Source organism: Citrobacter sp. Cpo032, assembly GCF_030332975.1.
Taxonomy (GTDB): Bacteria; Pseudomonadota; Gammaproteobacteria; order Enterobacterales; family Enterobacteriaceae; genus Citrobacter; species Citrobacter portucalensis.
The window spans coordinates 1-21,247 of record NZ_JAOWGU010000046.1 but is presented as its reverse complement, the minus strand read 5'-3'; the positions used below and the strand labels follow the sequence as shown (position 1 = coordinate 21,247).

The following is a 21,247-nucleotide window of genomic DNA, read 5'->3' as shown; positions in this document are numbered from 1 at the left end:
ATTAGCCACTTTGATGGGCGAATTGCGCCAGTTGATGTTCACACAGGAAACGAAACGTATTGCCAGGAAATACCATTGGCAAACGCAGACGACAAACCGATGACGGATTGTTTATCTCGTCGTTCAGTAACTGCATCACCACACGATAAGTCCGTTGAGCAGGCTGGTATAACTCGCTTTGCCGGTACATTTCAGCCAGATAATAGTGCGCAGGCCAGTAGCCGGGTTCCTGATAAACCACCTGCTTGAACCAGGCGATGGCCTGCTGGGTCTGGTGTTGCCACATCATCGCCAGGCCGAGCAGCATTTTGGCCTCTGCCGACCACTCATCCTGGGCGAGGATCTGCTGTGCGTTTCCGGCTGTTTGAGAAAATTCACGCTGCTCGAGGGCAATAACGCCCTGGATCAAAAGCGCATCCTGATTACGGGGATCGTCACGTAACACACAGGCGATACACTTTTCAGCTTCAGAAAAACATTTTTCATCCAGGCTGGCGCGTGCTTTCTTCAGCCAGTCATTACTCTGCTGCGCCGTGGGCACCAGAGGAACCTGTTCAACCACCGCTCTCGACTGCGGAATGCGCACCGCAACTCTGGGGACAGGCACAACCCTTGCCGCTTCACGATGGTGGCAAAAATAGAAAATCCCCTCTTCCTGCTCCAGCTTCAGAATGTCGAAATTGTTAGCCAGCGTTTCCGCATTGCCAAAAAATAAGGCTCCCTGTGGTTGCAACATCTTCAGCAAATTACCGTGCAGCTCGCGACGCGTTGGCGTATCAAAATAGATGGACACATTGCGCAGCAAAATGATGTCCACTTCCGGCAGTAACTGTTCTTTTATAATGTTGGTGCGATGGAAGGAGACCTTCTCACGGATCTCATCATGCAGCCGGTAGAGGTTTCCCGAGCGGGTAAAGTAGCGTTGCTGAATACTCGGGTCGACGCCGCGAAACGAGTAGCTTGAATAGCAGGCGTTGCGGGCTTTTGCCAGGATTGCCGGGTCAATATCACAGCCGTAAATTTCGATGCGCTGGGCCATCCCGCCGAGGTATTTCTCATGCAGCTTGATCGCCAACGAGTAGGCTTCCTCTCCGGAAGAGCATCCGGCACTCAGAATACGCACCGGGCCGCTGCGCTGTTGCAACAGACGCGGGATCCATTTATCGCAGATTAAATCCAGCGTATCGCTTTCACGGAAAAAATAGGTTTCGTTAATCGTAATCAGCGTGATGAAACTATCAAACTCATTCTGCGAGCTACGCAGTTGTTCATAGTATTCATAGTAATCATTGATTTTTCGCTCGGCCATTCGCCGACCCAGCGCCGTTTTCAGCAATGCTTCCATGGCGTTATCGAAGTGCAAACCGACCCGTTCTTTGATCAGGCGAGCATAGTCAGGAAGATTAGGGATCATGGCAATTTACTCTCAACATGCCCGTGGCAAGCCATCGAAAGCAGTACCGCAGCAAGACCATCCAGGGGGATCGTGCGGTGTATCAGTTGCTTGTCGATCGCGTTCTTATTCATACCGAATACCACCGAACTTTCTTCGTCCTGCGCCAGCGTTGTTCCGCCACGGCGGACAATAAGCTCAATGCCGCGGCAGCCATCGCTGCCCATGCCGGTCATAATCAGTCCGACGGCTTTTTCGCGAAACACCTCAGCCACCGACTCCAGCAACAGGTTGCAACTGGGATGGTAAACGTCGCTTTCCTGTCTTGGGATCGCCGCTAAACGCTGGTTGCTTTTGACGATCAGGTGCTGCTCCGGCGGCAATATATACACATACCCCGCTTCCACCCGATCGTCCTCCTGCGCCAGTCGCACCTTCAGATCGGTCACGCTATCCAGCCAATGCACCATATTTTTCGCGAAGCCATCGGCAATATGTTGGGCAATAAGTACCGGGCACGGGAACGTACCGGGCAGCTTCTGTAACAGTTTACTGAGCGCCTGCGGCCCGCCCGTCGAGCAGGCAATCGCCAGCACAAAAGGCCAGTCCTGTGGCGTTTTTACAACGTCTATCATCGGTCGTACAGTGGGGATTACCGGTTCGCCTGGATAGCGTAATCCCTTGATATGTCGAATGACTTTCACACCGACCAATAATTCTACTTTACGATGCAAAGCATCCGTTGAGAGTGGTGAATCACTGCTATGGTGCAACACCGCCAACGCACCACGGGAAATGTAGTCATCATCCCATTGATTCTCTGGACAAAATCTCATGACAAGGATCGGGATTGCGCTGGTTGCCATGATCGTTTCCACGATTTCGACGTTATCGGCGCCCGAAATATCCAGCGTCAGAATCAGCAGGTCAGGCATCAGCTGTTGCAACAGTCGGATCGCCTGCCTGCGATGGGCTGCTTGCCCTACCACCTTAATGTGCGGGTGATCCTCCAGTTGCCTGACCAGCTCATTACGCGATGCGCTGCCCAGGTCGAGGATCAGTACCCGAATGTTGCTGCTATTCATGCATCTGTTTCCGTCAGTGTGAATGAGGACGAAGCCTCTTTCAGCGCTTTCGACAGTTGTGTCATATCCTGACTGACAACCAGAATGTCTTTGATAGATTGCGAGGTATAGTTACTGGCAACAACTATCTCACGCAGCGCCATGACCACCTGATTACTCGCCGTTTTCTGTTGCTGTGTTGAAAGCGATATTTGCAGCGCAGCCGTCGAGGTTTGCTCGGCCGTAACAACGATATCGTTCAGATGCTCGGCACTGACTTTACAGGCTATTGCGCCCGCTTTAATGCTCTCGCCGCCTTTTTCCGCGTTCAGCACCAGACGATTAATCGCGTTTTGGATCTCGCTGATCTTATTTTCAATTTCAACCGTCGATTCCGTCACCGAATCCGCCAGACGGCGGATTTCAGCCGCCACAACCGAGAAACGCTTACCGGCTTCCCCGGCGCTGGCAGCTTCGAGCGCTGCATTAAAGGCGATAAGTTTCGTCTGATCCGCGACGCTGTTAATGATCACCATCACGCGACTGATTTCCGTCGACTTACTACCGAGCATCATGATTTCACGCATGTTTTGCTGATTGTCGGTATCAATATCCGTCATACGCATCAGCAATTGCGACATCGACTCGGAGCCTTTATTGCAATCCTCGAGCGTCTGGTTGGCAATATCCACAACCGCCCGTGAGTGTTCAGCTATCTGTGTCGATGAGGCAGACAGCTCTTCCATGGTGGAGGTAATTTCAGCTACTGAAGATGAGGTTTCCACGCTGGTTGATGCCTGCCCATCGACCGCTTCGGTAATATGCAAAGATGCCTGATGTACCGAATTTGCATGAGAAACCATACCGCCTACCAACGAGTGCAGACGCTGACGCATCATCTCCACTGCACTCAGCAATTCGCCGATCTCATCGTGGTGATCGACCTGAACATCCACCGTTAAGTCGCCTTCGGCAATGGTTTGTGCAATCCCCAGGACACGGTTTAAGCGCCGGGAAATCAGGAAACGGCTGGCCACAGCAATCAGCAGTAAAATGATGGGCAGCAGCAGCGCGGTGAACAGCAGCAGACCGTTACGCACCAGATTGCTGCTCTTGGCGACATCATCAACATAGTTGGTGGTGGCGATTATCCAGTTAATCCCTTCAACGTATTCATAAACGGCAACTTTGGTCTTCGGCAATGCGCCATAACCGCTCACCCAGTTGTAGTAAGTGATGCCATTCTTGTGTTCGAGCATGTCGGCAAACAGCTTAAAACCATTAGCATCGGTAATATTAATTGCCTGCTGGTTGCTCAACGAGGGATGGACCAGCATACGACCTGGTTCAAATCCGGCATCCAGCACATAGGCGTAGCCATCTTTACCAATATGCACATTCAACAAACGCTGAATGATTGGTTGCAAACTCTGTTTGACGTCGAAACCCACCGCGACGGCCCCCACGACCTGACCATATTTGTCGGCAATCGGTTCGTAGTGACTAATAAACTGTTTACCGAACAGTGTGACCACACCGGAAAAGGGTTTATTTTTCAAAAGCAGCGGCAATGCCGGATTATCATGCCCTAGCGCTGTTGCTGTTGCCGTATTGCCTGAACTCGCCAGTAACGTACTGCTGACACGCACAAATTGCTCGCCTTGCAGAATAAACGTACTGGCAAATACGCTGGTTAACTCGGTGAAATGTGAGTTAGTATTCGGGTTGCTCAGCACCGTTTTTAATTCAGTAGAGTCCATATAACGCAGCGGTTTATTGGCAACGTTTTGATAATTATTAATATAAACATTGCTGTAATGTTCCGCATCGCGAGTCACGCGCTGAAACTCGTTAGAAATACTGTTGTGGAATATCCGCGTGTTGGTTTTAATCATCTCCAGCGCATTGACCTGCAATTCTCTGGAAAGATAAGACGATAATATAAAAGAGGCGCCAATCAGCAACGTTGCGATACAAACAACCAAAATCATACCGAGCTTCATCGCCACACCGGGATGGATGTTGTGCAGCCAGGACAATAGTCGAGCGCGCGGTCCCTCACTGGTGGTATTCGCCGTTCGATTTTTTACTTTAATAATGTCACTCATGATTTTTATTCTCTACCTGAGAAGAAATTACTCTTTTTTTGGTCATCAGGAGCTAGCGCCCTGTGATTCGAGCGTGAACAGCGGCGTAGGTTTGCCAATGTGATATCCCTGTAACCAGCCCACATTCATTTTTTCCAGACAGGCCTGAATAGTGGCGTTCTCGACAAATTCAGCGACCACCTGCATTTTTTTCATTTCAGCAACGCGGCAGAATGACTCAACGATGTAGTAACTAATTTCACTTTCGGTGATCCGTCGAATAAAAGAGCCATCTATTTTCAGGATATCTGCTTCGATATTCATCAAGCGCGCATGACTCGCAAACCCGGTGCCAAAGTCATCAATTGCCACCCGACATCCCAGCTGACGTATTAAACGTAGCGTTTCCACGGTTTGTTCTTTGTCTGATAACGTATCTGCTTCCGTTATTTCAAAAATAATCCGCTGTGGCTCCACCGCGTAGTCGTGCAGGAGTTGGGTGATCTTCGTAACAATATTTGAACGACACACCGTTACTGGTGCCAGGTTAATAGAAAAACAACGCTGCGGGTGGCTACGCATAAATTTGAGGGTGTTTTCGATAACCCAGAGATCGATATCCGGTGCCAGCCCCGCATCATGAGCAACCGGCAGGAAACTGTTCGGTGGAATAAATTCTCCCCGTTCGTTAAGCATACGGATCAATATTTCATGATACGGCGCTTCACCGTGGGTACTGACTATTGGCTGTGCCATCAGGACAAACGCATTGTTATCCAGCGCATTTTGCAGCGCAGTGCGAATTTCCGTTTTATCAACAATGTGGTTGCCAAGGATCCGGCTATGCTGCGCCTCAAGGTTTTCCGGCCTGCCGTTGGTGAGTGATAAACCCGCCACCATGCCCAGTTTCCCCACCAGCTGATAAATGTCATCACTCAGATCGTTAATCAGGCAATAGCCCAAACCACTGCGAAAACCCAACCGATGGTTGTTGTAAAAGAGACGAAAACTGTTGGCGGCCTGATACAGATCGCATAGCCGCTCCCAGGTGCCATTTTCCAGCCGGATGAGCAGATCATAACCCGCGTGGTAATAGACTTTCTCGCTTTTCACCAGATGTCTGCGCAAATGCTCAGCAAGGATCTTCTGGTAGCGGGCGCGGAAATGAAAACCATAGCGACGCGAAAAAAGCTCCAGCTCGGGGATCTGTATCAGACATACGGTCGCGCGTTCAGTGGTAAATAGCTCCGTCTTCAGCGCCCGTAAATTTGCCATGCCTGTCATCGGGTCAGTCAGCCCCAGCAGCAGCGCCTGGTTAAAACGCTGACGGGTAAATTTTGCCAGTACCCCCATGATCACAATGGTGAGTGAAAAGACAAAGATCAACGTCGAAACCAGCGCCTGATGCAGCATGAAGTTAACATTGCTGGCGATATAGCTGTCGTTATGTTTGCCTAAGATGATTAATACGATCGTCCACACCAGCATTGTGAACAAGTGGCCAATCTTGATTGCTCCCCACAACATCAACGGAAATAACAGGATCAGGCTATAGATAGAGAAAAAAACATCCAAATTATCCGGTGATGTTAAGAAGAACATCAGAAAAAACAGCAAGATGCACCAGGATATAACGCCGTAGACGCCGACATTGCCTTTACACTGTTCGGCAATGGCCCGCATAAAGGTCAGCAGGAAAGACGGTCGACGAATGATGCGGTAAATCTTGTAAAATAAAGGGATCCCCGTCAGGCAACCGTTGATGATCCCCTGAATACGTACCAGCATGCCCAGACTCAACGCCGGAATGTTATCCACATCGGGGCGTTGTCCGTGGGCGACAAACATTGCAAAGAGTTTGCTGAACACCAGATACAGCAGGACGTTGTAGCCACAAAGCCAGAGCAGACGATTAAAGCTAATTTTGATGCGACCAAAGCTAACGCAGCTGCGTCTGCCGGTGAATTTGCGGTACGCGGCATAACTTAAGGTCGACGCGATGATCAGGCACAACGCATCTACCCGTTCATTTTGCGGACCGACCACAAACATGACCGTCAGGAACAGAAGAAATCCCGGCAACACCCGAAAACCAAACAAGACCAATGCGGCAGAAAATACGGCTAGCTTGAGATCGTAAACTGTTAAAATAGTATTATTGAGAATGCTATAACCGTTAAGATATTGTGCCAGCGGGTAAAAAAGGCCAGGTAAGACAAGTGGCAGGCACCATTCCCGAATGTTTTTTATCGTGTTTGAATTTATTATTGCGTCCAAATCAATTTATCCGCTATGCACTATACCAATAGGACTTTAATCCAGACTCGAATGTCACAAACAAATCCTTTTGGGTCAGCCGATGAACCATAGCAAAATTGTCAACATTGACCGCGCACTGAGAAAATAAAATAAGGTTCTATAATGAAGAGAGCATATTATTCATATCAAATAAGGAAATAAATACCCATTTATAGACAAAAATGGACATCCGGTGGGGATGAAATCACTAAAGCGCTTGTCAGAAGAACAGCTAATTCATTGATGTTTATTAAAAAATAAAAAGCCTTTGTCAGTTTCCCAACACCTCCAACCAGTACGTATAAAAAACCTTCTCAGGCGCCATGAATGTCAACATTAATATCCTGAAAGGGGCATTCAGAAAATGTATTTTTATGTACACTTTTGCCTATTGACGAAAAGATCTGCGTTATCTATATTCGCATACCGTTATTTTTGTCATTACTCACCATGGTTCAATGTTAGTTATTTGTTACGTCATTACGTTTCACATCTTTCATCTACTTATTTGCAACAATAATATTCCATCAAGTAATAACAGAAATTAATTTTAGCACCGAATAATCTTTTCAGGAATTAACATAATCCGTGGCAAAGTCTCTGTTTTCCCTTAAAGCAATAAAAGGGTGGCAACATTCAATCACTGGCAAAATAACGCAATTCTTGCTGGCGGGTATCGTTATTGCGTTTAGTGCTGGCGCGTTTACCAACTGGAGCCTGATAGATAACTTTTCTTATCAGCAGTGGGTGCAACGGGCTGAGGCGAATGCACAGATTATGACCTACATCATCCGCAACGTGTATACCACCGTTTCGGTCGAAACCAGCGATGCAGGGCAGATATCCCGCATTGTCTCCGACAGACAGATTGGTGACACCGACTCTATTATGCAAACCGGTTATAACCCGGTTGACGTTCTGGCACTGGCTTCAGTACAGACCCATAGCCCTACATGGTTGTTTCTGTATACGCCGGAGAAAGGGTTTGTTGGCATCAACAACAAGTCAGAAGAGGGTGATGGGATCATCTCTTTCCCCGGTCGTCTGCCGCGCGATGTGCTGGGTAACTACTATGTTGGCTTCGCCCAGATTAATGGCGAAGAGTGCTTTATCAGCGCCGTCCCTATTCTGACGCCTTCAGGTGAGATCCTCGGTAGCCTGATAAGCAGCATCGGTAAAAAAAGCGATCTCTACGCCACCTACGATGCGATGCTGAAAAAGAGCAGTATCATTTTTGTCCTGATTTTGCTGGTAACGCTGGCGCTGGTCACGATGTTTATGCGCCGTTTATTCCGTCCGGTTCCGCTGCTAATTAACTCCCTTACCCGCATCGCCCATGAAGAGACGGACTGTATAACGCCCTATCTCGATCAGGACGATGAGATTGGACATCTGGCCGGGGCGATTGAAAAATTGCGCGTCGCCATGAAAGAACGCGGCTATCTGCAACGTATGCATGAAATGTCGCAAAAGATGGAGCATATGGCCCATCATGATTCGCTGACCGGATTGCCCAACCGCGTATCGTTTGGCCTGGCTTTAGATAAGCGCGTCAGTGAACTTCATCAGGAGGACAGAGCGTTCAACCTGCTGTTGATTGACCTCGACAACTTCAAGCCGGTGAACGACACCTTTGGCCATAAAGCGGGCGATGAACTGTTAATCAGCGTTGCCCAGCGCCTGCAGCTTTTGCTGGGCCCCAACGATATCGTGGCGCGTCTGGGCGGTGATGAATTCGCCATTTTGCAACATGTCGATGACAACGCCATCAAAGAAGCACATCGCCTGGCGAAGCGAATCATCCGCGCGCTGAGCACCCCGTTTACCTGGAGCACGCATACTTTTTCCATCAGCTGCAGTATCGGTATTACCACCGCGCCCAGGCAGGGCAATAATAGCTCTACGCTCATGATTAATGCCGACCTTGCCATGTACGCGTCTAAACATCACGGCCGGGGTTGCTTCCATTTCTTCGAAGACGGCATGGTGATGATGCAAACTCACAGCCTGTTTATTAATCAGGAAATTATCGATGGTATTGATAACAAGGAGTTCGAACTTCATTACCAGCCAATCATCAATCTGGAAGATGAAAGCGTGTATGGCTACGAATCACTGATCCGCTGGAATCATCCAACTAAAGGACTGATTTACCCTGATTATTTTATCAACATTGCCGAGAACTCCGGTCTGATCGTGCGTTTGGGCGAATGGATTATTCGTCAGTCCTGTGAAGCCGCTGCCAAATGGCCGGAACGTATCAGGGTAGCCGTCAATATATCGGCCTACCAGCTGCACAGTCCAGGACTGGTTGACGTGATCAAAGATGCGTTACGCATCAGTCAACTTGCAGCCGAACGTCTTGAAATAGAAATTACCGAATCCGAAAAGCTGGATAAGTCGATTGCCTTACCCGTGCTGCAAGAGATCCGCTCTCTGGGTATTGAAATTGCGATGGATGATTTAGGCACCGGCTACGCGGCACTGGATTATCTGCTGATCTATCCTTTCACTCGCATCAAGATAGCGCGCACGCTGGTCGATAAACTGCAGCAGGATAATGCCAGTCAGTATTTGATTGTGATGCTGATTCAGTTTGCCCATAAGTACAATATGTCGGTCACCGCTGAAGGGGTAGAAACCGCGCAGCAACGCGACATTCTGCGCGACATTGAGTGCCAGAATGTTCAGGGCTATTTCTTTAGCTATCCGCTGCGCGAGCGTGAAGTGCTTTCCGCATTTACTAAAGAGGCCATTGAAGAAGGACTGTGCAATGTCTGACTTCTTTCGCCCGGTAAAGCGCATGCTGACGATTTTTGCCCTGTTAATAGTTTCAGCAACGCCATGCTTAGCAGGCTCTGCCCTGCCGTTGCACACGCTGGAGCAGATCGCCAGCAAGAAAAGCATTACCCTTGGTTATCAGGATGATGCGTTTCCTTTCTCCTGGCAGAATGGCAACGTACCAGCCGGCTATTCCATTGATATTTGCAACAGTATCGTCAGCGCACTCAAGACAAAACTTCAGCTTAAAAATCTGAAGGTCGAGTGGGTAAAAGCTAACTCGGCATCGCAATTTGTCCTGATTAAAAATCACATGGCAGACATCATGTGTATCCCGGCCTTTTATTCGAAAAGTCGCCACAGCGTTAGCGAGTTCTCGCTGCCGTTTTATTTTTCAAGTACCCGTTTCGTCATGCGTAAAAATGAGAGCAACGACAATCTGACAGAACTTTCTGGACATAGCGTACTGGTAAAAAGCGGCACGATTTACGTTGAACAGTTGCAAAAAGTGAATACTGCCAATGACCTGGATATTAATATTCAACTCGATACCAACAATATTACCGCATTCAATGAACTGAAGAGTGGTGAGTATTCTGCACTGATCTCCAGTACGGTTCTACTCAAAGGGATGATCGCGCAAACACAAAATCCTGAAGACTATAAACTTTCCGATATTGCGCTCAGCGCCCCGTTGCCGGCCGGCTTGTTACTCCCGTTACACGATAAAGAATTTAAAGAATTTGTTGATGACACGCTCTCTTCCCTGATGACCAGCAACGAATTTACTGCGCTGTACAATAAATGGTTTCAGTCACCGATTCCGCCGAAGGCCATTAATTTAAACATTCCCATGTCAGATAACCTGAAAGCATTAACGTCTGCTAAAAAGAAGATCAGTTTTGATTATGAAAAATATAATTAATCGTGAGATGACAAGGGTGAAGCGTACAGCGCAATGGCTGTTTTTACTGGCAGGCATCGGTATCACCCCCGCGCTGATGGCGCAACAGAACGCTGCGACACTCGATCATATTCAGAACAGCAGCGTGCTCAACGTGGGTTACCGCCAGCTGCCGCCGTTTTCTTTTACTGACCACAATGGCAAAGTCACGGGTTATACCATTGCGGTATGCAACATGATTGCCGATAAATTGCGCCAGTATCTGAAGCTCAACAATTTAACCGTTCATTACATTCCCGTGAATTTTGCCGAACGTTTCTCCGCATTAAACTCGCGTAAAATAGATATGGACTGTGGCGTAAATACCAATGCGCCGGAGCGGACCGCCAGCGTGTCGTTTTCTGAAAACTATTACACCGCAAAAATGCGCATCATCTCTTTACGTAAAAATAATATACGGTCAATTTCCGATCTTAAAGGTCGCACGGTGAGTCTGACCGGAAGCTCAAAAGATTTGCTGGAATTTAATAAAGCCAACAGAGAGCAACATCTTAATATTTCAACGATTACCAGCACCACCATTAAGGGCGCATTTGAGAAGATGGCGCATAATGAATCCGCCGCTTTCTTTATTGATGATATTCTGGCCTGGCCGCTAATTAATCATAGCGAGCAACCTGAACTGTTCAGCGTCTCTTCTGAGAGCATCGGTAATGATATGCACTATGCCATTATGATGAGGAAAAACGATCAGCAGTTTGTGACGTTTGTTGACAGTACGCTGAAAGATTTTTTTGCCTCGCCGGCCAACGTGCAATTACGTAAAAAGTGGTTGTCTCCCTGGTCCTGCGAAAAGCTGAAAAACCCGTCACCGGGCAGTTGTCAGCATAGCCATTGAACATTATCCGCCGCTGCTTAGGCCACCGCCTGCTGCGCCTGTGGAAAATCCCCGGGGCGCTGCTGCTATTGCTGTCAGTCCATTCGCTGCGCGCGGCCTGGGATTTTGCCAATATTCAACAAAAATCCGATGCGCTTTATGGCCCGGCAACGCCAGAAGCGCAGCAACGGATCCACGCCTGGCAACAGCTTCTGCTCCAGTTGCGTAATGCTGACGAGCAAACGCAATTACGCGCTGTAAATCAATTCTTTAACGATAAGATCCGCTATACCGAAGACATTGATGTCTGGCATAACGTCGATTACTGGGCAACCCCTATCGAGTCGCTGCGCAAGGGTGAGGCAGATTGTGAAGACTACGCGATCGCCAAATATTTCACCCTCCGCCAGTTGGGAGTATCAGAAGACAAACTTCGCATCACCTATGTTAAAGCCCTGCGTTTAAACCGCGCACACATGGTGCTGACCTGGTACGCCACCCCTGAGGCGATTCCTCTGGTACTCGACAGTCTGACCAGCACTATTTCTCCTGCGACGCAGCGCATGGATCTATTACCCGTCTACTCCTTTAACAACACCGGCCTTTGGCTTCCCGGCAATCAAAACAATAAACGCGTTGGGGACAGCAAGAGGCTTTCTCGCTGGCAGCAAGTTTTCACCAAAATGCGGGAAGAAGGCTTCCCGATGGATAAATAGGAATCGCCCGTGTCTCTTTTTAAACAGTTACTTCTGGCAATCTCTCTCTTTATGATGGTTGTGTTCAGCGGCAATTTTATTGTGACGCTGGAGAGTTCTCGCAATCAGTCCAATAACCAACTCCTTTCACATGCCCAGGATGCCGCAACGGCGCTAGGCGTTTCGCTAACGCCCAACGTCAACGACCCGGCAATGATCGAGCTGATGGTCAGTTCCATTTTCGATAGTGGTTACTACAAAAAAATCCGCATTGTCGATCTGGCGAACGGCAAAATAATGCTTGAGCGCAGTGCGGCAGCGTCAATTCCCAACGTCCCGGCCTGGTTCGTCGATCTGGTGGATGTTACCCCGCAAACCGGTGAAGCAACGATTATGCGCGGCTGGCAGCAGGCAGCTCGCGTGGAAGTGACCAGCGATCCTATCTTTGCCGTGCAGCGTCTGTGGGACAATACCTTAGGCAACCTGCTGTGGATGCTGTCCTGTAGCCTCGCCAGCTTAATCGCCGGTATTCTGCTGCTGCGCAAACTGCTGCGCCCACTCAATTACATGGCAAAACAATCCGAAGCTATTACTCGTCGCGAGTTTCTGACGCTCCACGAGTTACCCAAAACGCCGGAATTACGCCGCGTTGTAGGCGCCATGAATTTAATGGCCGCGAAGCTTAAATCGTTATTTGAAGAACAAGCTATCTATAGCGAGCGCCTGCATAATGAAGCTTATCTCGACAGCCAAACCGGAATTGCCAATCGCCGGGCTTTCGATATGCAGCTCCAGGCGCGGCTAAGCGATGCCGATACCGCACCGGGATATCTGATGCTGGTCCGCGTTCAGGATTTAGGCGGTCTGAATCAGCGCTTTGGCGGACCGCATACTGATAAGCTGTTGCTCAACATCGCCAACCTGCTGAACGCGCACAGAGAAAAGTATGCCCCTCTCGACAGCACGCTTGCCCGCATTCGCGGCGGTGAGTTCGCCCTACTCTGCCCTGGCGTCACACATGGTGAGATGTTGGATTTGTGCAATTCGCTGTGCCAAAAACTGACAGCCTTTTACGCCACCGGAATGTCAGACCAACAGCCGGTGGCCTATACCAGCATGGTGCCGTTTAACGCCGGAGATAATGCTCAATCATTGCTGATCCAGGCCGATCGCCTGCTGGTTGAAGCGGAAACACACACCGACCATCAGGTGGTTCCCACCACTGAAGTTCCTGCGAGTACAGAAGATCAGCATTTGTGGTTTGTGCGTCTGGAGCATGCACTGGAAAATCAGCAGTTCCAGCTGGTTTATCAGCCGGTAGTCGATTGCCGCCAGCCGGACAAAATCCTGCATTACAAGGTGCTGTCGCGCATTTTTGATGAGCAGGGTAACGCCATTACCGCGGGACGGTTCCTGCCCTGGATCCACCGCTTTGGCTGGAGTCATCGCCTCGATAAAGCCATGTTGAAACTGACATTGAACCAGTTGAAAACCGCGCCCGGAAAATTGGCGTTGAGTATCTCCGGCAGTTCTGTCGCCAGTGCGGCCGCCACTGCTGAGCTACTCACCCCGCTGCGCTATTCACCGAAATTAGCCAGTCAGTTGATTCTGGAACTGGATGAAAATCAGTTACCCGGTCCCCATCAGATGGCGGCATTTGTTAAAACCGTCGGTCAGCATCGCTGCTCGCTGGGTCTGCAACACTTCGGCAGCCGTTTCGATATGATTGGTCATCTGTCGCAGTGGGGACTGGCTTATCTGAAAATCGACAGCAGCTATATCCGCAATATTAATGAAGAAAACGATAAACGGTTATTTATTGAAGTGTTATCCAACGCCACGCGCAGTATTGATTTGCCGCTCATTGCTGAACGTGTTGAAACGAAAGGTGAGCTTATGGTGCTGCAAGAATTAGGGATTGATGGTGCAATGGGGCAATTATTAGGTGAGCCCGCGCCATTGTGATAAAACTGGCGTCTTGATACGCCTTTGTATAGCCGGATGGCGCTGCGCTTATCCGGCCTACAAACTGCCTGCATCAGCTAAAATATACGTTCATCGTTACCAAGCAGCTGTTCTAACCCGCCAAGTTCCTGGCGCGCGTTTGCGCGATTCATTAATTTAACCTGCGCCATCGGTGGAAGATCGGTAATGGCAATCACGCCTTTACGAATCAACAGGTTAATCAGGTCGTCGAGCACGCGAACCATCTCCAGGTCGCTTTTTTGCAGCATCGCTAAAGCCTGCTGATTGTCATTTTCAGGACTTTTTGCCACGCCTTCTGCCTGCACGTTTGCAGCAGATGAATCAGAATTCATATCAGTGCCTTTTCATTTTGCACGATGCTGCTGCCCTGTTCACACAGGGCAGCAGGCAATCGTTAGTGAGTGTGGTTTTGATCGGGTTTAGCAATCAGGTGATCCAACGAGTAGGTCGGAGAATGCAGATCGCCGCTTGTCGGAGTCGACAGCGCAGTATCAATGCCATGCGCCACTTTCGCCGGACTGGCGATCAGGTGATGATCGCCGCTGCTTTGAATGTACTTCGCAATATCCACGCCTTCATGCAGTTCACGGGCCAGATCGCTGAGATCGACTTTTTCAAGCACCCCCTTCGCCTTATCGTCAGCGCTGAGTACCGCTGTCGTCTGGCCGTGTCCGGTCGCAGCTGGTGCGTAAGACAGAGATAATGCGTTGTCATCGAACAGGTTGTGCAGCGCATGTTGCATCGCAGCATGATTTCCTTTATCCACCGTATGCCCTTTCACTGGCGCGGGATCGTCCATCGTCACGTTCAACGTTTGGCTATAAGGCGTAATATTACCGTGGTTATCATGCGCCTCGACCAATACGTTCACGCGGTTATGGCCTGCCCGGAATGCGGAAGTCTCAACCTCAATATCATAGGTCAACCCATTATTGCCCTGATGAAGAATGGCATCGTACTGATGACCATTTACCAGTGCTTTAATATGCTCACCATCATGCACATCACCGCTCACGCTGCCGGTAATATGCGTGACGGCGTCCTGTGATTCCGCACGTGAAATATGGTTATCCCCGGTAACCTTATCGACGATAAGCGTGGCGTCTGCCTGCTGATCAACCGAATAGCTGTGGGAAGTTGTCTGTGAATATGGGTTGCCCGGCGTATCATGACCTTTAACCTCAACCGAAAATGTGGTGTTCACTTCCATGATATGACTGTCCACATCTACGTGATAAACCCGATCGCCATTGCTCAACGTGTCTACCGAACCGCTAAATTCCTGACCGCCAATTTTTAATTTGATCGAATCCCACACATCCACATCACCGCCAAGAGGCCCGGTTACCCTCACCGTCGCTCCCTGGAGTTCCTGATGATTCAGGACGTTATCTTGGGTGACATTATCAATACCCATCGTTCCCACAGCGGTTCTGTCGATGGTAATGGTCTTATCGATATCGACCTTATCGCGGTTACCGGCGTCGTCATGGGCGATAACGTGAGCAAGGATCTTTTGATCGTGAATCAGGTCAATCGTACTGGCATCCACGCTAAATACCTTCTGACCACCGCTATTTTTCACATCAGCAACCAGATCTTTACCATTAACGGTGATGGTCACCTGATCGCCAACATCCACGTCCCCGGTCACATAACCGCTGATGGTGGTTTTCGCATGCTGAGTTTCCTCGTTATTCAGCACATCATCGACTGACACCTTATCCAGCACGATGCTGGCATCAACCTGCGTATCGATAGTGACCGTTTTGTCGTTTACGGCATGCATTGGGTTCAACGCCGAATCCTGCCCTTCTACGCTGACGTGAATATTCGGGTCATTTTGCAGCCCGACCGTACTCACCATCGCTTTGTAGCCCAGTTGCCCGTTCATATGCGGCAGCTCAATGACACGCGTATGTACTGTGACGCCATCGACGAGAATGGCGACTTTATCACCGAGATGCACGTCGCCATCCACCGTACCACTCACCTCTACGCTTCCTGCTTTTACCTCATCGGCATTGATAACATCGTCACCACCAACGGTATTGATGGTAATGCTGCCGCTTGCCGTTTTATCAATCGAATAGCCCTGCGTGAAACTGGCTGGCTGTACATTGCCGTGATCGTCATATCCTAAGACTGTCGCGACAATAGCGTGATCGGCCAACAGGTCTTTGGTGTAGATATCAACGGAGTAGCGATGATTATTGTCGACAGTCGCCGCATAAGGGTTTCCGTTAACCGTCAGAGTCACCTTATCGCCGGGGTGCACATCTCCGGATACCGACCCCGTTACTGTCATCTTAGGTTGCAGCGATTCCCGCGCGTTCAGCACATTGTCACCGGCAATGTTATCTATCGTCACGCCAGCATTAGCGCTCAGATCGACCACGACATTGCTGCTGGCAGAGGCACTCCCCAGGTTACCATGATCATCCGTCGCCAATACCGTCGCGACAATATGTGGATCATTGTGCAGATCGTTGATACTGACCTTCGTCGACCAGGCCTGGTGACCATGTTTATCATCATGCACGACCGCAGTTAGCGTATTGCCATTGACCTGCAGACTCACCACGCTGCCGTCATGGATCCCTTCACCGCTTACCGTGCCGCTGATGGTTGTTTTACCGCTTTGCGCCTCGGCAGCATTGATAACATCATCACCAGCAACCTTATCCATCGTTATCTGCAGCGGGTTATCCGTATCGACAGTGATGGTTTTCTGCACCGAATCTGTCGCTGTTCCCGCCTTGATGGAGACATCAAACGTTGGGTGCGCCTGCAGTTCATTCGTTGGCACATCCACTTCGTATGCCAGCTGTCCCGGCATCGTCGGGATAGTCATGACGTGCCCGGAGTACTGCACATGATTGATGGTAACAATCACTTCGTCCCCGGCCTGAACGTCGCCGCTGACCAGACCACGAATTGCTGTCGTTCCTTTTTGCGCTTCATCGTGGTTGAGAACGTCATCGCCCGCCACTTGATCAACGGTGAGATGCACGGTCGGTTGGTGAGGTTGTGTGGTTCCGGTGCCCGGTGTTGTCGGCGGGTTGTGCATACCATAAGGAGTGTTGGCTGGAATAGCGATATTGCCTAACCACGGAAGGTCAATAAACTTATGTTCTACCGCAGTTGCTGTATTGCCATGATCATCATGTGTGGTGATGGATACCGTGATATTACCGTCATCATGCCAGCCCCCTGAAACAACATTAAACGTGTAACCCAGCTTTCCATCCGGCAGAGTGATCACATTTGTTTGCAGTTGGCTACCGCCGACATCGACCGTAACCACATCGCCAGACTGTGCATCTGGAGCAACATGTCCCGTTACCGTGACGAATTCGGGGCGGCTTCCGGGATCCAAGGCTTGGTTGCCCTCGGAAACAGCAGAATCAATCGTTATCCCGGCATCAGCAACGGTATCAACCAGCACCGGCATATCATCGTACCCACGCGCGATGTTACCTGCGTCGTCTTTTGCCGTCACTTCAGCATGAATATTCGGATCCATGAGCAGATCTAAGGTCGAAACCTTTGTACTGAATACATGCTGACCGTTTTGATTTTCCACCCGCGCAAAATAGGTCTGATGGTTGATGGTCAGTTCAACCATATCACCGATTTTGACATCCCCGCCTACCGTCCCCGTAACCGTCGTTTGCTGCTTCAGGGCCTCGTCATGGTTAATCACCGCATCACCGCTATCGGTAACAATCGGATCAATATGCACAATCGCGTCAATCTTTTCATCAATGACCACGGTACTGTGCGCATCTGCCGTCGCGTTATTACCCGCCGCATCGGTAGTGGTGATTGTTGCAGTAATATGCGGATCGTTTTGCAGCCAATGCGTATCCACCTTGATGGAGTAACCCAACGTTCCCAGATTCGGCAGGTCCACCACTATAGCATCAACCATATGGCCACCAATATTCAGGTGCACCACATCATCAATTTTCGCATCGCCACCGACTGTACCACTGACAACTGTCGTCTTTTGCCCCAATTCAATCTTATTCAATACATCATCGCCCGTTACCGGATCGATAGTGATAGAGGCCTTCGCGTCAGCGTCCAGCGTAACGGTATGATGCGCTGTAATTTGTGCATGGTTCAGGGCATCGTCCGTGATATCCATGGTGACGTCGATATGCGGATCGGCAACCAGATCGGCCGTAGCAACGGGTACGTGGAAACCCATCTGATGATTGCCACGATCTTCCACCACCCCGGCATAGTTGTGGCCGTTGATGGTCATGGTGAATGAATCGCCCGGATGAACTTCACCGCTCACCGTACCGCTCACTATCGTATAGCCATGCATTTGCTCAGCGAGGTTCAGCGTATTATCCGGCGTCACGGCATCAATGGTTATCTGCGCATCGACACGGGTATCGATAATAACGGTGGTTTCTGCATTGGCCGTGGCTGGGTTGCCCGCACCATCGGTAGTGCTCACCGTCGCGGTTAAATGCGGATCGGAGATCAGATCTGCGGTGCTGACTTTAATGCTGTAGCCGAGAACCCCGCCCCCCACATCGTGCACTTTCCCTGTAAGAACGTGACCATTAACGGTGAGGTAAACGACGTCATTTACGTGAACATCCCCTGCCACTTTCCCGGTTATCCAGGTGAATGGCTGTTTTGATTCATCGCCATTGACCATGTTATCGCCAGTAACGGGATCGATCGTCAGCATTGCCTTAGCATGTAAATCAACCACCAGATCGTGCGATATCTCCGCTTTCTGGAAATTATGCACATTATCTTCGCCGACTACGCGGGCCACGATATGCGGGTCTTTGACCAGATCGCGGCTCAGAACGTCCAGCTTATATCCCAGCGCATTATTATGTTCCGGGAGTCGCTGAACAGTTGTGTCGTAAGTATGGCCGTTGACGATAACCTGAACTTTAGTCCCTACATGCACATCGCCCGAAACCGTCCCCATGATCTCAGTGAGGTGTTTCGCAGCTTCTGCGCCGTTCAGCTTGTCATCGCCCGCCACCGTATCAACGGTGATTTTAGCCGCGGCATGGTTATCAATATGTACATCATGGGTTGCGGTGGTAATGACCTCATTTTCCACCGCATCGTGGGAGATAACCGTGACACTCACGGTCACATTTTTATCCTGGTTGCCTTTGTTATCGCTGAACGCCGTTGAGTTGACCGGGACCTGATAGCCTAAATGACCGCCTCCAAGATCAATCACCTTGCCGTTAAACGTCTGGTGATTGATTTCTACGATCACCGCATCGCCAATCTGCGCGTCACCGCCCACCTTACCGCTGATGAGCTGCATCGGCGTATCCAGCTCAAGATGGTTAAGTTTGTCGTCATCAGTGACGCTATCAATAGTGACGGTACTTTGCGCCTGGGTATCCAGCGTAACGGTTCGATGCTCCATCGCCACCGCCTTGTTGCCCGCAGCATCGTGACTGACCAGCGTCACCATCACGTCGTTGCTGCCTTCCTGCAACACACCTGTTGGAACAAACACTTCGTAGCGCAGAACGCCGTGATCGTTAACCACCGTGCCGCTAAAGTCCTGTGTTTGCCCCTGTACGTGGACGGTAACCACATCGCCCGCTTTGGCATCCAGGCCTTTCGCGATACCGCTAATCAGCGTCGGCATGCGGCTTTCAATGGCGTTAACCACATCATCCGACGCGACTACATCCGTCGTCACCACGTTTTTGGCAAAGTTATCAATATGAACTTTATGGCTATCGGTAGCGATGGCAAGGTTACCCGCCGCATCATGAGAGGTGACAGTGACGTGCACATCGACATCCGTCAACACATGGACGCTATTGTTCGCAAAGGCCGATGAGTCCACATCAATGCTGTAACCCAGATGCCCGTTACCAAGGTCAATGACCCGGCTATCGTACTGATGACCATTAACTTCGAGTTGAATGGGATCGCCGATCTTCGCATCTTCACCATCAACGATGCCGGTAATGCGCTGTGTCGCCGCGGACAGTTCCTGGTAATTGATAACATTGTCTGTAGCAATGTTATCTAACGAGATGGTGTTTTGCGCATGAGTATCAAGAGTGATAATACGGTGCGACTCACTGGTCACTTCATTGCCCAGCGCGTCATGGCTGACCAGCGTCGCGACCACCGCGTTCTTTCCTTCATGCAAGGTTCCATGCGGCAGAACCACTTCATAGCGTAACTGACCGTTATCGTTGATCACCTTGCCGTCAAAGTCTTGTCCACGAACCCTGATATTTACCGCATCCCCCTCCCGGGCATCACCACCGGCTACGATGCTAATAATCGTCGGCATCCGGTTTTCATTGGCGTTCACCACATTGTCCGTCGCCACTGCGTCAATCTTAATGGTGTTTTCCGCGTAGTTATCGATATGAACTTTATGGGAATCAGTCGCGATCGCCAGGTTTCCCGCTGCGTCATGAGATGTGACCATCGCGGTAATTTTCACATTCGCCAGCACATGGCCGCTGTTATCAGCAAATGCTGAAGAATCTACATCGATGCTATAACCCAGCTTACCGCGGCCAAAATCAATCACCTTACCGCTGTACTGATGGCCATTTATCTCCAGTAAGACAGGATCGTTGACCTTCGCATCCTCACCGCCAACAAAACCGGTAATGGTCTGTTTAGCCGCAAGTAGCTCTTGGTAATTCAATGTGTTATCGGCAGTGACATCATGTATACGGACAGTATTATGTGCCTGAGTGTCCAACGTGATGGCGTGATGCGCCAGAGTGGTCACTTCATTACCCACCGCATCGTGGCTGATCAGCGTCACCACCACCGCATTTTTACCTTCCTGCAGCGTACCGACCGGCACCGCCACTTCGTAGCGCAGTTCGCCATTTATGTTGACGACTTTGCCGGTAAAGTCTTGCCCCTGTACACTAACGGTCACCGGATCGTTGACGGACGCATCGCCGCCAACGGCACCGCTGATCAGCGTGGTCATGCGGTTTTCAATAGCATTCACCACATCCTCCGTCGCTACCGTGTCGATGCTGAGCTGGTTAGTGGCGAAGTTATCAATGTGTACGTCGTGGCTGCTGGTGGCGATCGCCAGGTTGCCCGCCGCATCGTGGGAGGTGACGCTGACATGGACCGTCGCCTCTTTCAGCACATGACCGACGTTGTC

At 50.0% G+C, this 21,247-nt stretch carries 11 protein-coding genes; 5 read left to right on the top strand and 6 right to left on the bottom strand.

What is annotated here, in order from left to right; genetic code table 11:
* Position 1: 1 nt before the first annotated feature.
* The 4 genes from OGY33_RS15390 to OGY33_RS15375 are packed head-to-tail and all read right to left on the bottom strand — an operon-like array spanning position 2 to position 6,644.
* Positions 2-1,414: a CheR family methyltransferase gene (locus OGY33_RS15390; RefSeq protein ID WP_032944776.1), complete on the bottom strand. Its 1,413-nt coding sequence runs from the start codon at positions 1,412-1,414 to the stop codon at positions 2-4.
* Positions 1,411-2,478: a chemotaxis protein CheB gene (locus OGY33_RS15385; RefSeq protein ID WP_057068084.1), complete on the bottom strand. Its 1,068-nt coding sequence runs from the start codon at positions 2,476-2,478 to the stop codon at positions 1,411-1,413. The genes OGY33_RS15390 and OGY33_RS15385 overlap by 4 nt, the downstream gene beginning before the upstream one ends.
* Positions 2,475-4,565, bottom strand: coding sequence for a methyl-accepting chemotaxis protein (locus tag OGY33_RS15380; protein WP_048215671.1), 2,091 nt, complete (start codon positions 4,563-4,565; stop codon positions 2,475-2,477). Before OGY33_RS15380 ends, OGY33_RS15385 begins: the two co-directional genes overlap by 4 nt.
* A gap of 45 nt (positions 4,566-4,610) precedes the next feature.
* Positions 4,611-6,644 (bottom strand): EAL domain-containing protein, encoded by a 2,034-nt coding sequence (locus OGY33_RS15375; RefSeq protein ID WP_240498915.1) that lies wholly within the window; start codon positions 6,642-6,644, stop codon positions 4,611-4,613.
* Positions 6,645-7,430: 786 nt separating this feature from the next.
* On the opposite strand from OGY33_RS15375, the gene OGY33_RS15370 reads away from it, so the two are divergent.
* From OGY33_RS15370 to OGY33_RS15350, 5 genes are read left to right on the top strand one after another with little or no spacing between them, the layout of a single operon-like run.
* On the top strand, positions 7,431-9,623 hold the full coding sequence (locus OGY33_RS15370; protein ID WP_191238175.1) for a putative bifunctional diguanylate cyclase/phosphodiesterase: 2,193 nt from the start codon (positions 7,431-7,433) through the stop codon (positions 9,621-9,623).
* A complete protein-coding gene (locus OGY33_RS15365) occupies positions 9,526-10,548 on the top strand; it encodes an amino acid ABC transporter substrate-binding protein (RefSeq protein ID WP_231912258.1) in 1,023 nt (340 codons plus the stop codon). Before OGY33_RS15370 ends, OGY33_RS15365 begins: the two co-directional genes overlap by 98 nt.
* 7 nt (positions 10,549-10,555) lie before the next feature.
* Positions 10,556-11,425: a transporter substrate-binding domain-containing protein gene (locus OGY33_RS15360; protein ID WP_286571921.1), complete on the top strand. Its 870-nt coding sequence runs from the start codon at positions 10,556-10,558 to the stop codon at positions 11,423-11,425.
* Between the two features lie 2 nt (positions 11,426-11,427).
* The gene (lapG, locus tag OGY33_RS15355; protein ID WP_410739370.1) at positions 11,428-12,120 is read left to right on the top strand and encodes a cysteine protease LapG; all 693 of its coding nucleotides are present in this window, start codon (positions 11,428-11,430) and stop codon (positions 12,118-12,120) included.
* A 9-nt stretch (positions 12,121-12,129) separates the two neighbouring features.
* Complete coding sequence (locus OGY33_RS15350) at positions 12,130-14,064, top strand: bifunctional diguanylate cyclase/phosphodiesterase (protein WP_048215666.1); 1,935 nt, start codon at positions 12,130-12,132, stop codon at positions 14,062-14,064.
* Positions 14,065-14,141: 77 nt separating this feature from the next.
* On the opposite strand, the gene OGY33_RS15345 is transcribed toward OGY33_RS15350, so the two are convergent.
* A complete protein-coding gene (locus OGY33_RS15345; RefSeq protein ID WP_048215665.1) occupies positions 14,142-14,417 on the bottom strand; it encodes a hypothetical protein in 276 nt (91 codons plus the stop codon).
* 62 nt (positions 14,418-14,479) lie between these two features.
* Positions 14,480-21,232, bottom strand: a complete 6,753-nt coding sequence (locus tag OGY33_RS15340; protein ID WP_286571867.1) for an Ig-like domain-containing protein — start codon at positions 21,230-21,232, stop codon at positions 14,480-14,482.
* Between the last annotated feature and the right edge of the window lie 15 nt (positions 21,233-21,247).